Consider the following 21,035-nt stretch of genomic DNA (forward strand, 5'->3'; position numbering starts at 1 on the left):
CGTCGCCCGGACGGCCGTGGCGGTCGAGCGGGCACGGCTGGCCGGGGACATCCAGGCGGTGGTGCGCACGGCGGCGACATCGATGGGCGCGGCCGCCGACGACGCCGTCCGCCGGTGGGACGGCGACCCGGCGCCCGCGCTGCACGCCGTCCAGGAGCAGGGGGAGCGGGCCGGGCTCGAGCTGCGGCGGCTGCTCGGACTGCTGCGGGAGGCCGACGACGAGGCCGCCGCCTCGACCGCGCCGGAGGAGGTCCCGCGGATCTCGCGCCGGGACGTCGTCCTCGCCGTGGCGGTCACGGTGCTGGCGGTCGCCGAGAACGTCGCCTACCGCAGCGAGTTCCCGGTAGGGGTGACCGTCGGAGCCGTCTCCGTCCTGCTGACCGCCGGGGCCGCGTCGACGGTCGTCCTACGCAGGGTGGCGCCCGAGCTCGGGGCGACGCTGTGCGGTCTGCTGTTCGCCGCCGCGATCTGGACCCAGCCGCTGGCCGGTGGGTTCTGGCTGATCGCCGGTCCAGGAGTGCTCGCCTGGGCCGCCGCCGGACGGGGGGTCAGGGGGCTGCTGGCCGTCGCCGCGCTCGCCGCCGGGGTCGGCGCGGAGATGGCCTCCCTCGATCCGGACAACCTGTTCATGGCGCTGCTGGTGCTCGCCGTCGCGGCGATCGGCGGTGCGACGGTCCGTGCCACCGAGGGGTGGCAGCACCGGGCGCAGGACCGGGCGGACCGGCGCGCTGTCGAGCTGGACGCGGCCGCAGGGGCGGCAGTGCGCGCCGAGCGGCTGGCCGTCGCCCGCGAGCTGCACGACGTGGTCTCCCACGCCGTGGGTGTGATGGTGATGCAGGCCGGCGCCGCGCTGGCGACGCGGGCCAGCGATCCGGAGCGGGCCCGCCGTGCGCTGGACGTCGTGCGCCGGACCGCCGGCGAGACCCTGGACGAGCTGGACCGGCTGGTCGACGTGCTCGACCACGGCGTGCTGGGCGCCGAGGTGCCGGGGCCCGACGGGCACCAACTGGCCGCCCTGATCGAGCGGCTGCGGGCCGCCGGGCTGACCGTCCGGGCGGAGCTGGACGGCGATCTCCACGGCGAGGTGGGCGCGGTGGTCTACCGGGTGGTCCAGGAGGCACTCACGAACGTGATCCGGCACGCGCCGGGCGCGGGAGCCGTCGTCCGGGTGGACGCCCACCCGGCCGGCGTGGACGTCGAGGTCATCGACGACGGCCCGGGCCCGGGTACCCGGCAGCGCCGCGGCTACGGGCTGGTGGGGATCGAGGAGCGGGTGCGGCGGCTGGGCGGGGACTTCGCGGCCGGACCGGGACCCGACGGCCGGGGTTTTCGCGTGCACGCCTGGGTGCCCGCACTGGCCAGGACGGACGCATGACCCCGCCCGTGCGGGTGGTGATCGCCGACGACCACGACCTGCTGCGGGACGGGGTGACCGCGATCCTCGGGGCCGACCCGGGAATCGAGGTGGTGGGGGAGGCCTCCAGCGGGCCGTCCGCCGTCGCGGCGGCGGCCGCCCTCGCGCCGGACGTCGTCCTCATGGACGTCGAGATGCCCGGCGGGGACGGGCTGACCGCGACCCGGCAGGTGCTGGAGCGCTGTTCCGGGACGCGGGTGCTGGTGCTGACGACGTTCGATCTCGACGAGTACGTGCTCGAGGCGCTGCGGGCGGGGGCGTCGGGCTTCCTGCTGAAGACGACGCCCGCCGCCGCGCTGGTGTCGGCGGTCCGGGCGTGCGCGGCGGGGGAGATGCTGCTGGCGCCCAGCGTCACCCGGCGGCTGGTCGAGACCTACGTGCGGCAGCCGGCCCCGGCCCCCGACGGCGTCGTGCCGCCGCGCCTCGGGGAGCTCACCGAGCGCGAGCTGGACGTGCTGCGGGCGCTGGCGAGGGGGCGGTCGAACGCCGAGATCGGGCAGGACCTCTTCCTCGCGGAGACGACGGTGAAGACCCACGTCACCCACATCCTGGCCAAGCTCGGGCTGCGGGACCGGGTCCAGGCGGTGATCGTCGCCTACGAGACGGGGCTGGTGCGGCTGGGGAGCAACTCGTGACGGCACACCGTCCCCAGGGGCACCGCGCGGCGTCCCCCCGGCGTGGTACCCATGACGCGTGGGGGTGCGGCGCGGGAGCCTGATGGCGCGGGTGCTCGCCGCCGCCGTGATCGCCGCGTTCCTGGTGGTCGCCTCGACGGCGCTGGCGATCTGGTGGACCGCCCGGCAGGACTCGAGGCCGGCGTCCGACGCGATCGTGGTCCTGGGGACGGCGCAGTACAACGGCGTCCCGTCGTCCTTCTTCGAGGCGCGGCTGGAGCACGCGATCGCCCTCTACGAGGACGGCGTGGCGCCGGTGATCGTGACCGTCGGGGGGAAGGCGGACGGCGACCAGTTCACCGAGGCCGAAGCCGGCCGGGCCTACCTCGCCGACGCGGGGATCCCGGAGGACGCGCTGCTCGCCGTCGAGGAGGGCGTGGACACGCTGGAGAGCATGCGGGTGGTGGGGGCGGCGTTCCAGGAGCGCGGCTGGAGCAGCGCAGTGCTGGTCTCCGACCCCTGGCACGCGATGCGGGCCGAGCGGATGGCCGAGGACGCCGGCATGGAGGCGGAGAGCTCGCCGACCCGGCAGGGGCCGGCGGTGCAGACCCGTGCCACGCAGTTCCGCTACATCCTCCGGGAGACTGCTGCCTATCTGCTGTACCGCGCGACCGGCGAGAGCGTCGCGGGCGCGCCGGGGATCGGCTGAGGAGGGGAACCGGTGCTCGAACTGGGCAAGGCCGGCTCGGCCGGGTACGGGAAGGGTGAGCTGCCCGTCCTCCGGGACGGCGCGGTGGTCGCCGTGCTGCGCGCCGAGAACTGGAAGGAGGCGGCCACGGCCGTCGTCGGAGACCGGGAGTGGGTGTTCGCCAAGCAGAGGGGCGTGCTCACCGGCCGCTGGGCCGAAGAGCCGTCGGACGTCGCCCGGCTGCAGGCCCGGCAGGCATCGCTGTGGAAGGGCACCTGGACGGTCGACCTCGAGGGCCGCCCGGTCGACGTGCAGAACGCGTCGGTGTGGAAGGGCACGCACCGCTACCTGAGCGGGGGGCAGCAGCTGGCCGAGAGCGGTACGACCGGCGGCTGGTCACCCCGTCCGACCCTGGACGCCGACAGCGCGCTCCCACTGCACCAGCAGGTCTTCCTGCTCTGGCTGGAACTGGTCATCAGTCGGCGCAACATGGCCGTCGTGGGCGCCGCCACGGGCGTCGCCGTGATCGGTGGGAGCAGCTGATGCCGCCGCGTGGACGGATCCGGGCCGCCGACATCGCGCTCGTGCGCGAGCGGTCGAAGATCGACGAGATCGTCGGCGAGCACCTGCAGCTCAAGCGTGCGGGCGGCGGCAGCCTCAAGGGCCTCTGCCCGTTCCATGACGAGAAGTCGCCGTCTTTTCAGGTGACACCGACGAGAAACCTGTTCCATTGTTTCGGTTGCGGAGAAGGAGGCGATGTCATTTCTTTTGTCCAGAAGATCGACCATCTGTCCTTCTCCGAGGCGGTCGAGCTGCTGGCCGGACGGGCCAACGTCGAGCTGCACTACGAGGACGACAGCGGCCGCGCGACCGGCGCCCCCGACCGCGCGAACGTCGGCCAGCGTGCCCGGCTGGTCGCGGCCAACACCGCAGCGGCGGCCTTCTTCGTCGAGCAGCTCGGCACGCCCGAGGCCGCGCCTGCGCGGCAGTTCCTGGCCGAGCGCGGTTTCGACCGGCAGGTGGCGATCGACTTCGGCTGCGGCTTCGCGCCCGGCGGCTGGGATGCGCTGACCCGGCACCTGCGCGGCAAGGGCTTCACCCAGGCCGAGCTGGTCACCGGCGGGCTGGCGAAGGAGTCCTCCCGTGGCACCCTGATCGACCGGTTCCACCGCCGGCTGGTCTGGCCGATCCGCGACATCACCGGCGACGTCATCGGCTTCGGGGCCCGCAAGCTGATGGACGACGACCCCGGCCCCAAGTACCTCAACACCCCGGAGACCCCGCTCTACAAGAAGAGCACCGTCCTCTACGGCATCGAGCGCGCCAAGCGGGACATCGCGCGCAAGCACCAGGCCGTCGTCGTCGAGGGCTACACCGACGTCATGGCCTGCCACCTCGCCGGCGTCACCACCGCCGTCGCGTCCTGCGGCACGGCGTTCGGTGGCGAGCACATCAGCGTCCTGCGCCGGCTGCTCATGGACCAGGATGAGTTCCGCGGGGAGGTCGTCTACACCTTCGACGGCGACGCCGCGGGGCAGGCGGCCGCGATGAAGACCTTCGCCGAGGACCAGCGCTTCGTCGGCCAGACCTTCGTCGCCGTCGAGCCCCACGGCAACGACCCGTGCGAGCTGCGGCAGGAGCACGGCGACGCCGCCGTCCGCGACCTGATCGCCCGCCGGACACCGCTGATCGAGTTCGTGCTGAAGACGACGCTGGCCGCGTACGACCTCGACACGGTCGAGGGCCGGGTGCACGCGCTGGAGAAGACCGCGCCGCTGCTCGCCCAGATCAAGGACCACGCGCTGCGCCCGGCGTACGCCCGCCGGCTCGCCGGCCTGCTGGGTCTGCCGGACGAATCGGAGGTCATGGACCGGCTCCGCCGCCTGACCGGCGACACCACCGAGCGGCCGCGTCCACGGCAGCGGGGTCCGCAGCGGACCCCGGACGACGCGGCGGTCGAGGTGGAGCGCGAGGCGGTCAAGGCGGCCCTGCAGGTGCCCGAGATGGCGGGACCGTCGTTCGACGCCGTCCCGCCCGCGGCCTACACCGATCCCGACTACGCGGCCGTGGCGGAGGCCGTCTCCGGCGCCGGGGGAGCCGCGGCGGCGCGGGTCACCGGACCGGCCTGGCTGGACGAGGTGGCGGCGCACTGCCCGCGGGAGTCGGCTCGGGCGATGCTGACCGCGCTGGCCGTCGAGCCGATGCGGTCGGTCGGGGGCGAGGCCGACGCCCTGTACGTCAACGCGGTGCTCGCCCGGCTGCAGGAGATGGCCACGGTGCGCCGGGTGGCCGCGCTCAAGGGCAAGCTGCAGCGGATGAACCCCGTCGAGGCGCCCGACGAGTACACGAAGGTCTTCGGCCAGCTCGTCGCGCTGGAGGCGCAGGCCCGGTCGCTGCGGGAGCGTGCGATGGGCGGTCTGACGCCATGAGCCTGCTCGACCGCGTGAAGGGGCGGTTCGCCCGGCCGCCGGAGCCGGTGCGGGTCGCCGTCCTGGCGTCGACCGATCCCGACGAGCGGGTGCTCGCCTGGGGCGCACTGGCGAGGGACGGGGGCTGGCTCGTCGCCACCTCTGGCGGCCTCCGGGTCGTCCCGCCGCAGGTGACGTCGGTCGCCGACGCCGAGGTGCTGCCCTGGCACGAGGTCGCCCACGCGCACTGGACTGCGACCAACGACGGCGGTGGTTCGTTCCGGGTCGTCGCTCTCAGCGAGGTCGAGCCCGGTGTGCAGGCGCGGCAACCGGAACAGCGCTACGTGCTCACCGACGCCGGCGACCTGCCCGCAGTCGTGCGCCGGCGGGTGAACCAGACGGTGGTCGCCAGCCATCGGTCACCGCTGCCGGGTGGGGGAGGGGTGCTGCTCGTCGCCCGGCGGGTCCCCGGTCAGGCAGTGCGCGAGTGGAGCGTCGTCTTCGACGACGACAGCCGGCGCGACGACCCCGAGGCGCGGGAGGCCGCGCGGCAGAAACTGGCCGACCTCGTCGCAGCCGACCAGCCGGACTGACCCCAGGTCAGCGGGGCGGCTCGCTGCCCATGCGGGTGCGGATGGAGGCGAGCGCGTCGTCGGCCCGGGCCTGTGCCATGCCGGCGAGGCTCTGCAGACGAGGGTCGTCCTTCGCCTGGGCGTAGGCCTGCCTGATCTGCTCGTAGCGCTCGCGGCCGGCCTTCGAGCCCAGCACGTAACCGGCGCCGAAGCCGGCGAGGAAGGACAGCTTCGCCACGGGAACCTCCAGGACTAGGAGCGAGATCGCCGGTCAGGCTACCTGTGCCGGGCACCACTCCAGCCCGCCGGGCGAGCCGCCCCAGGGGGTTCGGGCGGCCTGATGTACCCTCGTCAGGCCAGCGGGTCGTGCACCCGCTCATCCCCCGTAGCTCAATTGGCAGAGCATGCGACTGTTAATCGCAGGGTTATTGGTTCGAGTCCAATCGGGGGAGCAAAGCCCCAGCGAGCTCGGTTGATGCTTCACGTTGTCTCGGCTCTGCGCGGCGTGGCCGACCGCCCGGAGTGAACCGCCGCCGGCGCACTGGCGGTGGCGCGACGCGCTCAGGCAGACGGCCATGTGTGCCTGACCTGCTGGCGGGCGGCCAGGGTGAGCGCAGTCGCCACGAGAAGGCATCCGGCGGCTACCAGCCATGCGGTCGAGTAGCCGGCGGTCGAGGCGACGACGCCGAACAGGAGTGGGCCGGTGACCCCGCCGACGTAGATGCCGACATTGGTCACCCCTGTCGCCGCGGCCGGCGCCGAGGCGTTTCCCCGGACGACGGCAAGGTTCAGCAAGCCGGGCCAGCCCCAGCCCGCCGCGTAGGCGACCACCGTGACGGCCACGATGGCTGATGTTCCGGACACGACCGCCAGTGCGACGAATGAGAGGGCGCCCACGGCGAGCATCCCGGTCAGAAGCGCGAGGTGACCGCCTGCGCGGCGGTCGGCGACCACACCGACGAGGATTCGGGCTGCCAGAGCGGAGCCGCTACCCACAGCGAGGATCACTCCCGCGGCACCGGCGTCCACGCCGGTAGCCACCGCGTATACGACGAAGAACGATGCCATCGCCTGTGTTGCGACCAGACCGAACGCCGCCGCCGCGCTCAGCAGGAGCAGTGGGCGCAGCGGCCGCACCGCCGGTGCTGCTCCGGAAGTCGGCCCGCGGGCGGGCTCGTCCTGCCGGCGCCGCCCACGTGTGACGCCCACGACCAGGGCCAGGCAGCCCGCGACCACCAACGCAGACCGCCACCCGAGGTTGAGGGCGATGACGGGTACGGCGATGCCTCCGGCAAGGCTGGCAGCTGGTGGTGCGGATCCCTTGATGCCGAAGGCCAGCCCGTGCCGGCGCGCCGGAACGGCTCGGGCCACCTGCGAGTTCGCCGCCATCTGGCCGACCGCGTTGGTGACCCCGCCGAGCATCACCCAAACACCCAGCACCGGCCACGACCACGAAGTCGCCATGCCCAGCAGGACCACCCCACTGCTGACCGCGGCCAGTACGAGGGTCCGGCGACCCCCGAGACGTTCGGTCAGCCGGCCGGCCGGAACGGAGGTCAGCGCGGCTGCTGCGTAGTACCCGGCGACGACGATGCCGAGGTGGCTGTCGGTGAACGGCATGTCGTCGCGCACCAGGACCGCGAGGGCCCCGACCATGAAGACCGGCAGCATCCCTACGGTGGCGACCAGCGAGGCCGACGCCAGCGCCCGGGCGCCGGGGCTCCACGCGATCGAGGGCGCCCGGCGCATGTCGCGAGACCATAGCGCTAGCCGCGGGGCTGCTCCGGTCGGGCAGGTCACCGGGTTGTGGGCGCCCGCATCACGACGGGGGAGTCTGCCCGGCGCGGTCTCGGCGTGGGTGAACCCGCCGTGACCGCTGTCGCTCCGGTTCGCGCGCGTATACGGATGGACACAGTCTGCGGTAGCGTGCGCAGCCAATGATCAGGGAGCCGTCCGGATCGCGGTCCGTCGCGGACGCGTGCGCCGCGTGTCGTGACCATCTCCCTCGCGCGAGGCGCGTGCGGTGGGAACAGCACCCGGTGGCGGCGTCGATCAGGACCAGGCATCCAGCATCGGCTCCGCGGCCCGGAGCCCCTGCGGCGGCGGGCGGCGGACACCTTCGGCGGGCTGATCACCCACCATCCGAGCGATCCGCTGCGTGTCCGGGCACTGCTCCCGGCGTACGGGACGACATGGCCGGCGCACCGTCCGCCGGCATCGGCCAGATGTCCAGGCATGAGCCGATCGGCAACGAGGCGGAGAACTGCACGCGTTCCGGCCGGGCACACATCCGCGGACGAGGCTTCGGCCGTCGCACGGAACATCGTCGAAAGCGCCGGGGCCAGACCCGAGGCGGTCTCCCATGAAGGAAAAGGCGGCGGCACAGTGAACAGCACCGGGATCACCCCGTACGACCCGTCCGACGAGGCGGCCCTCCGCCAGACCATCAGGGACTTCGTCCGGAGGGAGCTCTACCCGCTGGAGGCCACTCATCTCGCGGGGCAGGCTCCCCCCGAAGCCCTCATGGAGGCACAAGCAAAGGCCCGCAAGTCGGGCCTGTGGCTGCTCGACGCGCCCGAGGCGTACGGGGGCGCGGGGCTCGGGCTGCGAATGATGTGCGTTGTCTGGGAGGAGCTGTACAAGGCGGCGGTTCTGCCGGCCCGCAACACGACCGTGCTCGGGCCCAGTGCGGGGCCGATGCTCTATGCGGGGACCCCGCAGCAGAACGAGCGGTACCTCGTGCCGGTGCTCGAGATGGAGAAGACAACTGCCTTCGCGCAGACCGAGCCCGCCGCCGGCTCCGACCCGGCCGCGATGAAGACGCGGGCGGTCTGGGACGGTGCGCTCTGGCTGCTCAACGGCGAAAAGCACTTCATCACCGGTGCGAAGGAGGCCGACTTCCTCCAGGTGGTCGCGGTCACCGAACCGGGGACGTCCACCAGCAGGCCGCAGTTCACAGTCTTCCTGGTCGACGCCGACGTGGCGGGGGTCGAGATCGGCCGCTGCGACGAGACGCTCGATGGCGAGCAGACGTGGGAGGTTCACCTGCGGAACGTCCGTCTCGGGCCCGAGCAGGTGCTGGGGGAGGTGGGTGCCGGCTTCCGGCTGGCGCAGAAGTGGCTGATCAAGGGCCGGCTGAACCAGGCCGCCAAGGCGATCGCCTACGGCGAGCGGGCCCTGGCGATGGCGGTCCGTCATGCGCAGGAGCGACAGGCGTTCGGCCGCCGGATCATCGATCACGAGGCGATCGGATTCATGCTCGCCGACTCGCACATGGAGTTGGAGGCAGTCAAGCTCCTCACCCACGACTGCGCTGCCAAGGCCGATCTCGGGATGGACGTCCGGTACGAAGCAGCGACAGCGAAGGTCATGGGCGTGGAGACCGGCTGCCGGATCGTCGATCGGGCCGTCCAAGTGCACGGGGGCATGGGGCTGATGAAGGACTTGCCACTCGGCAAGTGGTACTGGGATCTGCGCAGCCTGAAGATCACCGAAGGCACGAGCGAAGTGATGCGGAACTTCATCGTGCGGAGCCTGCCGGCCCGCTACGCGGACCTGTAAGCCTGCGGTCCGCACCAGCCCGGACTTCGTGCGAAGGGTGCCCTCCAGGGGCCAATGCTCGGAAACTGCGGGTCGCCGCCCTGGTCCGCGGCGACAACGGCCTGACCGCTGTCCCCCGCGGTCCGGCAACCTCCAGCATCTGGGCAGATTTCTTTTGCGGTGCACCGTTGCCCTCTCGCGCATCACGAAGACTGGCGGCGGTCAGGCAATAGCGGGGGCGGTCGCGATGAATGGCTGCCGGTTCACGTCCTGCAGGCCACCAGGACCGCTGGGCCGTGGGCCCCGAACGAAATGGGGACGACATCCAGGAGACCGAAGGGCCTCCTGGTTCCGTCCTCGACGGATGTGCGACCGACGGTGGGGACGCCGCTCGCGAAACTGCCGCGCACAGGCTCACGGGGGCGAGTGGTGTAGTCGGAACCGCGGGCCTGTCGGAACCACCACTCGCTCCGGTGGAGTGGCTCGGTGGTCCTACTCCGGGCCTCTGACCAAGCCGAACGTGTCTGCGGGGTGCGGCTGCGCTGCCCGCGACAGCGGGCCTTGACGAGTCCGCGGCCCGCCCGTACGTTGTGTCCACGCGCATACACATGAACGATCGTTCAGACACCAACTGGTCGTGCGGCGCACTCTGGAAAGTCCTATCTCGACGTAACTCGGTGTTCTCGCATATCAGAACTTTCGGATCGGAGAATGCGTCAAGAATGGCAAGCGATACTACGGGCGAAGGAACTCGAGTCGTTGCGGACCGTCCCAGCGTGGTCCTCCGTCGAGGTGAGCATGCCGGCATCGCCACGGTCACTCTCGATCGCGCGGAGAAGCGCAACGCGCTGAGTCAGAAACTGCTGCGGGAACTCAACGACGCATACCGAGAACTGCGTGAGAGCGCCGATGTCCGGGTCATCCTCACCACCGCGGCGGGTCCGAGTTTCAGCGCCGGGATGGACCTCACCGAGCTGGGCGGCCTGGTCGAGCTGTGGGAGACCAATCAGATCCCGTGGTCGGACGGAGGACTGCTGGTCGACGCCATTCGTGAGGTGCGCCAGCACCCCGCCGTGACCATCGCTTCGGTCCAGGGGTACTGCGCAGGCGGTGGCCTGGCCCTCGTCGCGGCGCACGACCTGGCCATAGCGGGGGAGTCGACCCGGTTCATCCTGCCGGAGACGCAGCGGGGCAGCTTCGGCGCCCTGGCCGCAGCGGCGATCCACTACCGGCTGCCACGGAAGATCGCGTTCGACATGCAGCTCTCCGGCCGGGAACTGACGGGGAGCGAGGCGGCGTCCTACGGGCTGGTGTCGCGGGTCGTGCCCGACGACCAGCTCGAGGCGGCCACGCACCAGCTCGCCCAGGACGTAGCCAGCAGGGAGTTCGCCCCGCTGACGCACGCGAAGATGGCCGCCTATACCTCGGAGGGGATGACCTTCGAGCAGGCGCTCATGAATGACCTGCTGGTGGGCGCGCGCCAGAACCGCACGGCGAGCTCCTTCGACGACGTCGACACGTTCCTCAGGAGCCGTCGGCGGAGCCAGGGAGGCGGGTGACCGAGATGCGGATCATGGTTACCGGTGGCCTGGGCGTCAACGGCGCCTTCGTCACGCGGCTGCTCGTCCAGAAGGGCATGGACGTCGTCGTCTTCGACGCCTCCGGTGACAGGTCACTGCTCGGTGGAGACGTCGATCGCATCGTCGTGGAGGCCGGCGACGTTCGCGATCCGGATTCCGTGCGCGGCGCGATGTCGGCGCACGACGTCGACCGCGTCATCCATCTGGCCGCGCTGTTGACCCCTGCCGCGCAGGCCGACCCCCTCCTGGCCCTGGACGTGAACGTCATGGGCATGCGCAACGTGATGGTCGCGGCCGAGCAGGAGGGTGTCGACCGCGTGGTCTTCGCCAGCTCGAAGGCCGCCTACGGGCCGCTCCTGTGCAGTCACGGGGCGCCGCAGTACACGCCGGTGACCGAGGAGCACCCGTCGAAACCGCGCAACTTCTACGACTACACGAAGATCATGTGCGAGGGGATCGGCTCCACCCTCGGGCAGCAGAACGGGATCGCGTTTGCCGCCCTGCGCTTCGCGACGATCTACGGGCCCGGGCGTATGGTGCGCCATCAGTCGCGGCTGCTGCACAGCCGGCTCATCGAGTCGGCTCTGGCTGGGATCCCCTTCGCGGCCGACGCTCCCGGCGGCGGCGACCTGGACGATCTCATCTACGTCGGTGACGCTGCGGACGCGCTGGTGGCAGCGGTCACGACCGATCGGCTGCGCCACGACGTCTACAACATCGGCAGTGGGCAGCTCAACTCTCTGGTCACTCTCGCTGAAGCGGTGCGACAGGTCTGCCCGTCGGCGTCACTGGAGATCAACCCGAGCACGTCGGAGACCACGGCCTACGCCAGCCGGTTCGACTGCACCCGGGCGAAGGAAGACCTCGGCTTCGTGGCGACCGACCTGGCGGAATCGGTCCGTCACTACCGGGACGCCCTGCAGGTGCTCGGCCCCACCCTCCAGGCGACAGCGGAGTCACAGCGATGACGGCAGGCACGGATGGCATGGCAGCATCGGGCGACGCGCCGACCGGGCAGCAGCTCCCCGGGCCGCTCGGGGGAATCACCGTCGTGGAGTTCGGCCGGTTCGTCACCGCGCCGTACGCCGCGCGGCTGCTCAGCGACTTGGGCGCCGGCGTGATCAAGCTCGAGACGGAGCACGGTGACCCGTTCCGCTCGTTCGGGGCCGACCCGAAGCTCAGCGCCCAGTTCCTGGCGCTGAACAGGACCAAGCGCTCGGTCCGTCTTAATCCGCGGACCAAGGCGGGGAAGGCGGCAGTACTGGCGCTGCTCGACAGCGCCGACGTCTTCATCGAGAACAGCCGCCCCGGAAGCATGGCCCGGATGGGGCTGGACTACGAGACCTTGAAGGCCAGGAATCCCGGGCTGATCTACTGCTCGATCACCGGTGCGGGGACCGAGGGTCCGTATGCCGCCCGGCCAGCGTACGACGCGGTGGGACAGGCGCTCAGTGGCCTGGCCAGTCAGTTCATCGACCCGGAGGACCCGCACGTCGCGGGCCCGAACCTGTCGGACTCCCTGACGGGCATGACGGCCGCTTACGGCATCCTCGGCGCCCTGGTGCACCGGTCGGCGTCGGGACGGGGTCAGCTGGTGGAGGTCGACATGATCACCAGCGGCCTGGCACTGCTGGGGGCGGAGGCGCAAGTCTACTTCGAGACCGGCGTCGTCCCGGGGCCGTACACCCGGCCTGGGAACTCCTCCTCCTTCGTCATCCGCTGTTCGGACGGGAAGCTGGTGGCCATCCACCTGTCCTCCGTGGAGAAGTTCTGGCTGGGGCTGTCCCGCGGGCTGGAACGTCCGGATCTGGTCACCGACCCCCGATTCGAGGCGCGAGCCGGGCGCATCGAGAACTACGAGCAGCTGCGCCAGGAGCTCGTCGAGACCATGGCGAAGCGGTCGAGCACCGAGTGGCTGTCCCGGTTCACTGCCGAGGACGTGCCCTGCGCGCCAGTGCACGATTTGGCGGACGTCTTCGAGGACAAGGATCTGGCCGCGCTGCGACTACGGCGGCGCCTCACCGGGCCCGAACGCGCGATGAGCACCGTTGCCATCCCGGTCCGATTCGACACCACTCCGGTGAGCGACGGCTATCTGCCGCCTGAGCTCGGCGAGCACACGCACGCGGTGCTGCGCGAGCTGGGGTTCGACGAGCAGCGTCTCGCCGACGTCCTAGAGGCCGATCAACCCGGCCAGCAGGCGACCGGCGCCCCCGGGCCCGGGTCGACCGACAAGACCGAGACCGGAACCGCGTCCCACGCTCCAGCCCATTCCTCAACGACAGGAGAAGATCGGTGAAGGGTGCATCTATCCGGCGTCTCGGCGCAGTCGCCGCCGCCGCGGTGCTCACACTGGCCGCCTGCGGCCAGTCCGGCCAGGACGACGACGCCGTCGGAAGCGGCGACGCGGAACCTGAGATCTCCCTCGAGGGTGAGACCCTACGAGTGATCATCAACTTCTCCGCCGGCGGGCCCACGGACACGTTCGGCCGGCTGATCACGAAGCACCTCACCAACCACCTACCGGGCAACCCGGACATCGTCGTCGAGAACGTGCCGGGTGCCGATGGTGCGCTGGGATCGAACCGGCTGTGGGATGCCGAGGCCGACGGCCTGACGTTCGGCATCCTGACCGACCCGATGCTGCCGACGCTGCTGCCCGAGTCCGAGGTCAACTACGACATGGAGGAGTGGACCTGGGTCGGCGGGATCAGCGAGACGATGATCCTGTTCTCGAGGGCCGATCTCGGGCTCGAGACCGCGGAGGACCTCGTCGACTCCAGCGCGGAGATCGTGGCCGGCGGGTACGGGCCGCGCAGTGACGTCGACCTCGGCGAGCGGCTCTTCTTCGACACCCTCGGCGTCGATTACAACCTCGTCACCGGCTACCCCGGCGGTAACGACGCCCTGGCGGCCCTCGACCGAAACGAGATCAACACCTTCCTTCTGAGCCTCTCCACCTACGTCCCGCGAGTGGCGCCCCAGGTCGAGGACGGCTCGGTCGTGGAACTCGCCCAGGCCGGGGCGGTCGACGAGGAAGGACAGGTCATCCGCGACCCGCGCTTCCCCGACCTTCCCACGATGCACGAGCTCCTCGAGGAGCATGCGGCCAGCGACTACAGCGACGTGGAGCAGACGGCCATGGCCCAGATCGTCGGGACCCTGTCGCTCCTGCGGGCCATCGTCGCGCCTCCGGGCGTGCCGGAGGAGAACGCGGAGGTCCTGCGCGCGGGCCTCAGCGACACGCTGGCGGACCCGGCCTTCCAGGCGGAGTCCGAGCAGCTGCTCGGGTACGACCTGATCGTCCTGGAAGCGGACGAGGCGAAGACCATCTCGGACGGCATCGTCCAGAGCGCCGAGGACAACCCGGAGGCCATCGACTATCTGGCGGAGCTGGTGAGGAGCTCCTGATGGCGGACCCGGGGGCGGGCATCGGTGCCGACCTCGTCGCGGTCGACGTGCACGTGCATCCCAGGAGTGCCGAGTTCGTCGCCGCGATGGGTCCCCGGGCCCAGCAGATGAGCGCGTACTTCGGGCGGGAGGAGAGCGTCGTCTCCATGGACGAGCTCGCCGACTCCTACCGGGCCCGGAACATGCGTGCGGTGCTGATGAACACCACGGACGAGACCACGTCGGGGATAGCGCCGGTGCCCAATGACGAGATCGCCCGGGCGGTGCAGAAGCACCCTGATGTGTTCACCGGGTTCGGTGTCGTCGAGCCGGCGATGGGCAAGCTGGCGGTGGACGAGATCCGCCGCTGTTCAGAGGAATTGGGACTGCGGGGCATCGGGGAGCTGAACCCGGGTCGGCAGGGCTTCTATCCCAACGATCCCGCCTGCTATCCGCTGTGGGAGGAAGCCTCGCGGCAAGGGCTGGTGGTGCTTTTCCACTCCGGCATGATGGGCGCCGGTGCGGGCACGCCGGGCGGGATGGGTTACAAGCTGAAGTACACCCGCCCCATTCCGTACCTGGACGACGTGGTCGGGGACTTCCCCGAGCTCACCGTCATCGGCGCGCATCCCTCCTGGCCGTGGCAGGAGGAGAGCCTGGCCATCGCCCGGCACAAGTCCAACTTCTACATCGATCTCTCCGGGTGGTCGCCGAAGTACTTCTCCGAGGAACTCGTCCGGTACCTGAATGGGCCGCTTCGTCACAAGTTCCTCTTCGGCTCCGACTGGCCGTTGATCACTCCCGAGCGTTGGGTGCAGGACTTCGACCAGCTACCGATCAAGGACGGTGTGCGGGAAGACATCCTGCTGAACAACGCCGTCCGTGTGCTCGACCTGTAGCCCGGCATGGACGGCTTGGCGTCAGCGCGTTCCGGGAGGGGCGGACGAGTGCCTGCGCAACGGACGAGCGGGGTGACACCGGCCGGCCCGCCGGCCCTTCCTGACACCGTGCGCCCACGTCCTGCCGGCCCTCGGGAACGGTGCTGATCCATGGAACTCTTCCAGACCGCCCTGACCAGCCTGCACGAGGTCGTCGCGTGGCCCGCCCTCGGCTACCTGGGGCTGGGCATGTTGATCGGCCTGGTCGTCGGGATCCTCCCTGGCCTCGGTGCCACCGTGACGATGGCTGTCATGCTGCCGTTCACGTTTGGCATGACCCCGACGCAGGCCTTCGTCTTCCTGCTGGGCATGTACTCCGTGACCACGGTGGCCGGGGACATCACGTCCATCCTCTTCGGCGTGCCCGGAGAGCCGACCTCCACCGCAGTCGTCATCGACGGGCATCCCATGGCCAAGGACGGCCAGGGCGGGCGGGCGCTGGGCGCGGCCTTCGCCAGCTCCCTCGTCGGTGCGCTGATCGGGGCGGTCGTCCTCTTCGCGATGCTGCCGGTCGTCCTGCCGGTCACACGCTCGTTCGGGACGCCCGAGTTCTTCATGCTCGCGGTCCTGGGCCTGACATTCGTCGGCGGCGTCAGCGGCAATGCCCCGGTCAAGGGCCTGGCGGTGGCCGCCTTCGGCATCCTGCTGGCGACCGTCGGTCAGGACCCGCATCTCGGCGAGGAGCGCTACACCTTCGGGACCACGACCCTCCTGGACGGGTTGTCCATCGTCCCGGTCACCGTCGGCCTGTACGCCCTGCCGGAGATCGCAGAGCTCGCGGTCACGAAGGGGAGCATCGCGCGCTCGGCGGTGGCCAGGATCGGCAGCCTGCTGTCCGGTCTGCGGGACACGTTGCACCACTGGGCGTTGGTGCTCCGGACGAGCATCCTCGGCACCATCGTCGGCGCAGTCCCGGGCCTGGGTGGTGTGGTGGCGCAGTGGATCGCCTACGGGCACTCGGTCCAGAGCGCCAAGGACAAGAGCCGCTTCGGACACGGTGACGTGCGTGGCGTGCTGGGTCCGTGCGCCGCGTCGAACTCCAAGGAGGGCGGCAACCTCCTCACCGTCACCGCCTTCGGCATCCCCAGCACCGCGACGATGTCGATCCTGCTCGGCGCATTCCTGATCCACGGTCTCGTGCCAGGACCAGCCATGCTGACGACGCACCTCAATGTCACGTTGTCGATGGTGTGGGTGATCATCATCGCCCACGTGGTCGCGGTCGTGGTCTGCGCGCTCTTCATCAAGCAGTTGGTGCGAATCACCCAGGTGCGGGGAACGCTCCTCGTCGCCCCCCTCATCCTGCTGGTGTTCATCGGCGCCTACACCGAAAGCAACCACTTCTCCGACCTCATCGTCACGGTGGTCTTCGGCGTCGTCGGCATCATCATGGTCAAGCTCGACTGGCCGCGTCCGCCGCTCATCCTGGGCCTGATCCTCGGTCCTCTGATGGAGCGGAACCTCAGTCTCGGACTCCAGGCGTACGGGCTCGAGATGTTCCAGCGCCCCATCGTCGTCGCCCTGATGATCGCGGCCCTCAGCGCCGTGCTCTTCCCCGTCCTGAAGCGGCGCCTGGCTCGCCGCGGCGGTCAGGTCGCCGCCGAGACCTTGGAGAAGGTTCGTGAGCGCGCGCCGGAATGATCTCGTCTTCACCCTAACGTTGCTGGTCCTCGGGGCCTACGCGCTGCTGACCTCGCTCGAGTGGCGGTTCGAGTCGGCGCTGTTCCCGCGCGTGGCCGGTGCGTCCCTGGTGGCCTTCGCACTGATGCAGCTTGTGCTCGGGCTCCGGGCCACCGGGGGGAGTCCGCCGGAGGACTCGGTGACCGACGAGGAATCGGGTCTGGCCGGTGGCGTCGCCCTCCCTGATCCGCCGCTGGAGGTGTCGGCCGCCCAGGGGGCGAGGGCGTCGGACTCCCCGGGCCCGGTAGAGGGTCCTCCGCGAGAGCAGTCGACGACGAGAGCCGAGCTCCTCACCGGGGCGGCGCTGCCACTGGCCTTCGTCGCTCTGCTACTTCTCTTCGGCTTCGCCGTCGGCGGTGCGCTGGGTGCGGTCGCGTACACGTACATGGCGGACGGGCGGTCGTGGAAGCGGGCGCTCCTGATGGGGGCGGCCGTCTACGCGTCGATCGCCGTGCTCCTGCAAAGCGTGCTGGGCGTGTACCTGCCGAGCGGAGTCCTCGACCTGCCCTCGTTCTGACCTCCGGGTGAGGTGCGGGATCTTCCGTCGTCTCCGGCACCGTGCTCCGGGGTGACGGCCCTCCGGCCGACTCGGCCGAGGCGCTGCCTCGCGGCGCCGACCTGGCCGGCCGGACTGTGGGACCGGTCGGCCGGATCCCCAGCCACGCCGAAGGGGCTTCACAGGTCCGTCACAGGTGCGCGACCCACCGTCGGTCGACGGTCGGAGGTCCCGGCCCAGGAGCGAGGAGTCGACTGTGCGCACGAAGCTGATCATCGCCACCACCGCGGGTGTCCTGACCCTGGGCGGCGTCGCCGTAGCGGTACCGGTGCTGGCCGACACCCCCGGGGAGACCTCCGTGGTCGACCGGATCAAGGAGGCCCTCACCGGGCTGGTGGACGACGGGTCGATCACCCAGGAGCAGGCCGACGAGGTCGCGACCACGCTGAGCGAGGCCGGTCTCGGTCGCGGCGGCGGACCCCATGGCGCGGGCCGGCTGGGACTGGAGACCGCCGCCGAGGCCCTCGGCATGACCGACGACGAGCTGCGCACCGCGCTGGAGCCCGACGGCACCTCCCTCGCCGACGTCGCCGAGGCCGAGGGCGTGGAGGTCGACACGCTCGTCGACGCACTGGTGGAGGCCCAGCAGGCTCGCATCGCGGAGGCCGTCGAGGACGGGCGGCTCACGCAGGAAGAGGCGGACGAGCGGCTGGCCGACCTCGAGGAGCGCGTCACCGACCGGGTGAACAGCGACGACCTCCGCCGGGGGCACCACCGACATGGCAGGCCGGGCGACTGATCCCTTCCCGCACGACACGAGCGGCGCCGTCCTGGTGGGTGCGGCACCGCTCGTGTCATGTCCCGGGGAGCCCCGGTGCGCGCTCGAGGACGCGGCAGCGGTAGGCCGCGGTCATGACGGCGCTCTTCACCGTGCGCTCGCCGGGGCCACGGTCGTCGAGCCGACGTGGACGTCGAGATCGACGACTGGGAGACCGCCCCGGCCGTCTGACGACCGGGCGCTGCGTCAGGCCGGGACCGGGGTCGCCGTCCGCAGCTCGAGCAGCGCGTGCAGGAAGGCCTCCGAGAACGTGGGGAACGGCTGGATGACGTCCTCCAGCACCTCCAGCGGGATGCGGGCGCGGATGGCGAGGGTCGCCTGCTGGAGCCACTCACCGGCCTCGGGACCGAGGGCATAGGCGCCGGTCAGGCGGGCGCCGTCGGACACGAGCGTGAGGAAGCCCGGCTCCGTGTCGTAGTTCCGCGTATAGGTCGCCGTCCGCGCCACCCCGGAGAGCTGCACGGTGGCGACGAACCGTCCGCCGGCCTCGCCCACGGCAGCGGCCTGGGGATCGGTGAACGTCACCCGCGGGACGGCGGAGTAGTCCACCTCCCGCCGTCGGCCGAGGATGTTCGAGGCGACGACGCGGCCCTGGTACTTCCCGACGTGGGTGAGCGGCCAGGGCGTCGCCACGTCGCCGATGGCCCACAGGCCCTCGCCGGCCCTCATCCGCGCGTCGACGGAGAGCTCCTCGATGCCGACCGTCTCCAGGCCGATGTCCTGGACGCGCGGCCGGCGCCCGGTCGCGACGAGCAGCCTGTCGCCGCGGAGCGGCTCGCCGTCGCGGAGCTCGAGCACGTACTCCCCGTCCTCGTACCGGGCCGCCGACGCCACCGTGCCGAGGTGCAGGTCGATGCCCTCCGCCGCCAGCGCCGTGCTCAGGGCGCGGCCCAGGCGCTCGGGCTCCCGGGGGAGCAGGTGGTCCATGCCCTCGACGATGGACGCCGAGCCGCCCAGGCGGAGAACGGCCTGCGCCATCTCCACGCCGACCGCGCCGCCGCCGAGGACGAGCAGGTGGCGCGGAACCTCCGTCATGCTCGTGGCCTCGCGGCTGCCCCAGACGCCGGGCAGCTCCCGAAGACCGGGCACCGGTGGCACGAAGGGGTCGGAGCCCGTCGCCAGGACAACGTGGTCGGCGGTGTGGAGCGTGCCGTCCACCTCGACGCGGCCGGGACCGGCGAGCCGCCCGTGGCCGCGGAGGACGTCGATGCCCTCGCCCTTGGCCCAGGCGGCCGCGCCGGAGTCGTCGTAGGACGACACCATGAAGTCCCGCCAGGCGAACGCCGCGGCCGCGTCGACCGGGCCGGTGACCGCCTCGGCCGCTCCCGGCGCCCGCCGCGCGGCAGCCACCGCCTCGCCCGGACGCAGCAGCGTCTTCGACGGGATGCAGGCCCAGTACGAGCACTCGCCGCCCACGCGCTCGCGTTCGACGATCGCCACCCGGAGCCCGCCGTCGGCGAGCCGGGCCGCGCAGTGCTCCCCGGGCGCCCCGCCGCCCACGACGACGACGTCGTAGTTCATGGCTGCTCGTCCGTCGGGCCGGCCGCGAGGCTGCTGCGGATCTGCCGGGCCCAGGTCGCCGACGTGAACTGGGCGCCGACGGGGTCGACCAGGATCAGGTCGCTGATGGCGTTCCCGGTGCGCAGCCCGACGATCTCCTGGTACCCGGGCGAGGCGTACCACTTCCTCGCCGTCTCCATGTCGGGGAACTCCATGAGCACCGCGGAACCGGGCCAGGCGCCCTCCAGCACCTCCACCTGACCGTCCAGGACGAGCCATCTCCCGCCGTACGGCAGGAACGTGGCCTCGACCCTCTCCAGGTACTCGAGGTTCTGCGGCTTCGGGACCCCGGGGACGCGCAGGTGGTTGATCAGGTAGGTGGTCATCTCAGACCTCCTGGGCCTCGGCGAACACGATCCGCACGCCGCCGGTGGCCGGTGCGGACACGCTCGGGAAGAAGGCCCCGGCCTCGGCGGAGGTCACCGCGGCACTGGCGGTCGCGTAGTCGGCGAAGTGGAGGTCGACGAGCGCGGGCGTCGGGCTGCCGTCCTCCTTGGGCCACACCGTGGCGCTGCTCAGCGTCAGGAGGCCGGGCAGCTTGCGGGCCAGCGCCACCTGCTCGGGGAAGGCGGCCTCGAAGGCCCGAGGATCCCGCGGGTTGTCGTAGATGACGGTGATGGTGGTGGCCACGCCGGGCTCCTCTTCCCTGGGACTGGTGCTGCGGCCACCGTCCGCGCCGGGAGGGTCCGGTCGCGCCCGTCGAAGACCCTGGTCCGTCAGCGCGAAGACGGGCGGGCGCGGACGTGCGCCCGCTCGCCCTGCGGGCCGTACAGCGTGAGCACCTCGGCCGGGTCGGGGCCGGGGTTGGTGACGGCGTGCGGCGTCCGGGTGTCGAACTCGGCCACCTCGCCCGGTGCCAGGACCAGGTCGTGCTCCCCGAGGAGCAACCGCATCCGGCCGGAGAGCACGTAGAGCCACTCGTAGCCCTCGTGGGTCTGCTGCTCCACGTCGCCGGCGGGCCAGCGGGGCGGGTAGACCTGCTTGTAGGCCTGCAGGCCGCCGGGTCGCCGGGTCAGCGGGATCATCGTGACCCCGTGGCGGTCGAAGGAGCGCTGGTGGATGCGGGGGTCGCCGGTCTCCGGGGCGTCCACGAGCTCGTCCAGCGGCACCTGGTGCGCCCGCGCGAGCGGCAGCAGCAGTTCCAGCGTGGGCTTGCGCTGCCCCGACTCCAGGCGCGACAGCGTGCTGATCGAGATTCCGGTGGTCGCCGAGAGTTCGCCCAGCGTCGCGCCGCGGTGCAGTCGCAGGGCCCGGAGGCGGGGCCCGACCGCCGACAGCACGGTGCCGAGGTCGTCGTCGTCCTTTGCCATACCGGCA

The 21,035-nt window shown here is 71.4% G+C and carries 21 protein-coding genes and 1 tRNA gene; 16 read left to right on the forward strand and 6 right to left on the reverse strand.

What is annotated here, in order from left to right:
• The 6 genes from E4P40_RS00565 to E4P40_RS00590 form a co-directional block, all read left to right on the forward strand.
• Window positions 1–1,375: histidine kinase (locus E4P40_RS00565; RefSeq protein ID WP_135156597.1), on the forward strand; the 1,375-nt coding region annotated here is incomplete at its 5' end.
• The gene (locus E4P40_RS00570; RefSeq protein ID WP_135156599.1) at window positions 1,372–2,049 is read left to right on the forward strand and encodes a response regulator transcription factor; all 678 of its coding nucleotides are present in this window, start codon (window positions 1,372–1,374) and stop codon (window positions 2,047–2,049) included. The genes E4P40_RS00565 and E4P40_RS00570, both read left to right, overlap by 4 nt.
• Window positions 2,050–2,107: 58 nt before the next feature.
• Window positions 2,108–2,737, forward strand: a complete 630-nt coding sequence (locus E4P40_RS00575; protein ID WP_245160072.1) for a YdcF family protein — start codon at window positions 2,108–2,110, stop codon at window positions 2,735–2,737.
• 12 nt (window positions 2,738–2,749) lie between these two features.
• Window positions 2,750–3,259: a hypothetical protein gene (locus E4P40_RS00580; RefSeq protein ID WP_135156601.1), complete on the forward strand. Its 510-nt coding sequence runs from the start codon at window positions 2,750–2,752 to the stop codon at window positions 3,257–3,259.
• A complete protein-coding gene (dnaG, locus tag E4P40_RS00585) occupies window positions 3,259–5,145 on the forward strand; it encodes a DNA primase (protein WP_135156603.1) in 1,887 nt (628 codons plus the stop codon). Before E4P40_RS00580 ends, dnaG begins: the two co-directional genes overlap by 1 nt.
• A complete protein-coding gene (locus tag E4P40_RS00590) occupies window positions 5,142–5,717 on the forward strand; it encodes a hypothetical protein (protein ID WP_135156606.1) in 576 nt (191 codons plus the stop codon). Before dnaG ends, E4P40_RS00590 begins: the two co-directional genes overlap by 4 nt.
• A 7-nt stretch (window positions 5,718–5,724) precedes the next feature.
• Here E4P40_RS00590 and E4P40_RS00595 read toward each other — a convergent pair whose 3' ends face one another.
• The gene (locus E4P40_RS00595) at window positions 5,725–5,934 is read right to left on the reverse strand and encodes a hypothetical protein (RefSeq protein ID WP_135156608.1); all 210 of its coding nucleotides are present in this window, start codon (window positions 5,932–5,934) and stop codon (window positions 5,725–5,727) included.
• Window positions 5,935–6,075: 141 nt separating this feature from the next.
• On the opposite strand from E4P40_RS00595, the gene E4P40_RS00600 reads away from it, so the two are divergent.
• A tRNA-Asn gene (locus tag E4P40_RS00600) sits at window positions 6,076–6,148 on the forward strand.
• A gap of 109 nt (window positions 6,149–6,257) precedes the next feature.
• On the opposite strand, the gene E4P40_RS00605 is transcribed toward E4P40_RS00600, so the two are convergent.
• Window positions 6,258–7,445 (reverse strand): MFS transporter, encoded by a 1,188-nt coding sequence (locus E4P40_RS00605; protein WP_135156610.1) that lies wholly within the window; start codon window positions 7,443–7,445, stop codon window positions 6,258–6,260.
• 486 nt (window positions 7,446–7,931) lie between these two features.
• Here E4P40_RS00605 and E4P40_RS00610 point away from each other — a divergent pair, with 486 nt between their 5' ends.
• From E4P40_RS00610 to E4P40_RS00650, 9 genes are all read left to right on the forward strand, one after another.
• Window positions 7,932–9,257: an acyl-CoA dehydrogenase family protein gene (locus tag E4P40_RS00610; protein ID WP_135156612.1), complete on the forward strand. Its 1,326-nt coding sequence runs from the start codon at window positions 7,932–7,934 to the stop codon at window positions 9,255–9,257.
• Window positions 9,258–10,012: 755 nt separating this feature from the next.
• Window positions 10,013–10,795, forward strand: a complete 783-nt coding sequence (locus E4P40_RS00615; protein ID WP_167762059.1) for an enoyl-CoA hydratase/isomerase family protein — start codon at window positions 10,013–10,015, stop codon at window positions 10,793–10,795.
• A 5-nt stretch (window positions 10,796–10,800) separates the two neighbouring features.
• Window positions 10,801–11,784: an NAD(P)-dependent oxidoreductase gene (locus E4P40_RS00620; protein WP_245160079.1), complete on the forward strand. Its 984-nt coding sequence runs from the start codon at window positions 10,801–10,803 to the stop codon at window positions 11,782–11,784.
• A gap of 17 nt (window positions 11,785–11,801) precedes the next feature.
• Complete coding sequence (locus E4P40_RS00625; RefSeq protein ID WP_167762060.1) at window positions 11,802–13,115, forward strand: CaiB/BaiF CoA-transferase family protein; 1,314 nt, start codon at window positions 11,802–11,804, stop codon at window positions 13,113–13,115.
• Complete coding sequence (locus E4P40_RS00630) at window positions 13,112–14,227, forward strand: tripartite tricarboxylate transporter substrate-binding protein (protein ID WP_135156620.1); 1,116 nt, start codon at window positions 13,112–13,114, stop codon at window positions 14,225–14,227. The genes E4P40_RS00625 and E4P40_RS00630 overlap by 4 nt, the downstream gene beginning before the upstream one ends.
• Window positions 14,227–15,105, forward strand: coding sequence for an amidohydrolase family protein (locus E4P40_RS00635; protein WP_209305146.1), 879 nt, complete (start codon window positions 14,227–14,229; stop codon window positions 15,103–15,105). The genes E4P40_RS00630 and E4P40_RS00635 overlap by 1 nt, the downstream gene beginning before the upstream one ends.
• Before the next feature lie 150 nt (window positions 15,106–15,255).
• Window positions 15,256–16,785 carry a tripartite tricarboxylate transporter permease gene (locus E4P40_RS00640; protein WP_135156622.1) on the forward strand — a complete coding sequence of 510 codons (1,530 nt, stop codon included), beginning with the start codon at window positions 15,256–15,258 and terminating at the stop codon, window positions 16,783–16,785.
• On the forward strand, window positions 16,766–17,341 hold the full coding sequence (locus E4P40_RS00645) for a tripartite tricarboxylate transporter TctB family protein (protein ID WP_135156624.1): 576 nt from the start codon (window positions 16,766–16,768) through the stop codon (window positions 17,339–17,341). Before E4P40_RS00640 ends, E4P40_RS00645 begins: the two co-directional genes overlap by 20 nt.
• Window positions 17,342–17,576: 235 nt before the next feature.
• Window positions 17,577–18,119, forward strand: coding sequence for a hypothetical protein (locus E4P40_RS00650; protein WP_135156626.1), 543 nt, complete (start codon window positions 17,577–17,579; stop codon window positions 18,117–18,119).
• Between the two features lie 225 nt (window positions 18,120–18,344).
• On the opposite strand, the gene E4P40_RS00655 is transcribed toward E4P40_RS00650, so the two are convergent.
• From E4P40_RS00655 to E4P40_RS00670, 4 genes are all read right to left on the reverse strand, one after another.
• Window positions 18,345–19,679, reverse strand: a complete 1,335-nt coding sequence (locus E4P40_RS00655) for an NAD(P)/FAD-dependent oxidoreductase (protein WP_135156628.1) — start codon at window positions 19,677–19,679, stop codon at window positions 18,345–18,347.
• Complete coding sequence (locus tag E4P40_RS00660) at window positions 19,676–20,044, reverse strand: DUF1330 domain-containing protein (protein WP_135156630.1); 369 nt, start codon at window positions 20,042–20,044, stop codon at window positions 19,676–19,678. The genes E4P40_RS00655 and E4P40_RS00660 overlap by 4 nt, the downstream gene beginning before the upstream one ends.
• A gap of 1 nt (window position 20,045) precedes the next feature.
• Window positions 20,046–20,348, reverse strand: coding sequence for an EthD family reductase (locus tag E4P40_RS00665; protein ID WP_135156632.1), 303 nt, complete (start codon window positions 20,346–20,348; stop codon window positions 20,046–20,048).
• Window positions 20,349–20,434: 86 nt separating this feature from the next.
• Window positions 20,435–21,028, reverse strand: a complete 594-nt coding sequence (locus E4P40_RS00670) for an XRE family transcriptional regulator (RefSeq protein ID WP_135156634.1) — start codon at window positions 21,026–21,028, stop codon at window positions 20,435–20,437.
• Window positions 21,029–21,035: the final 7 nt, after the last annotated feature.

The organism is Blastococcus sp. CT_GayMR20 (genome assembly GCF_004570345.1).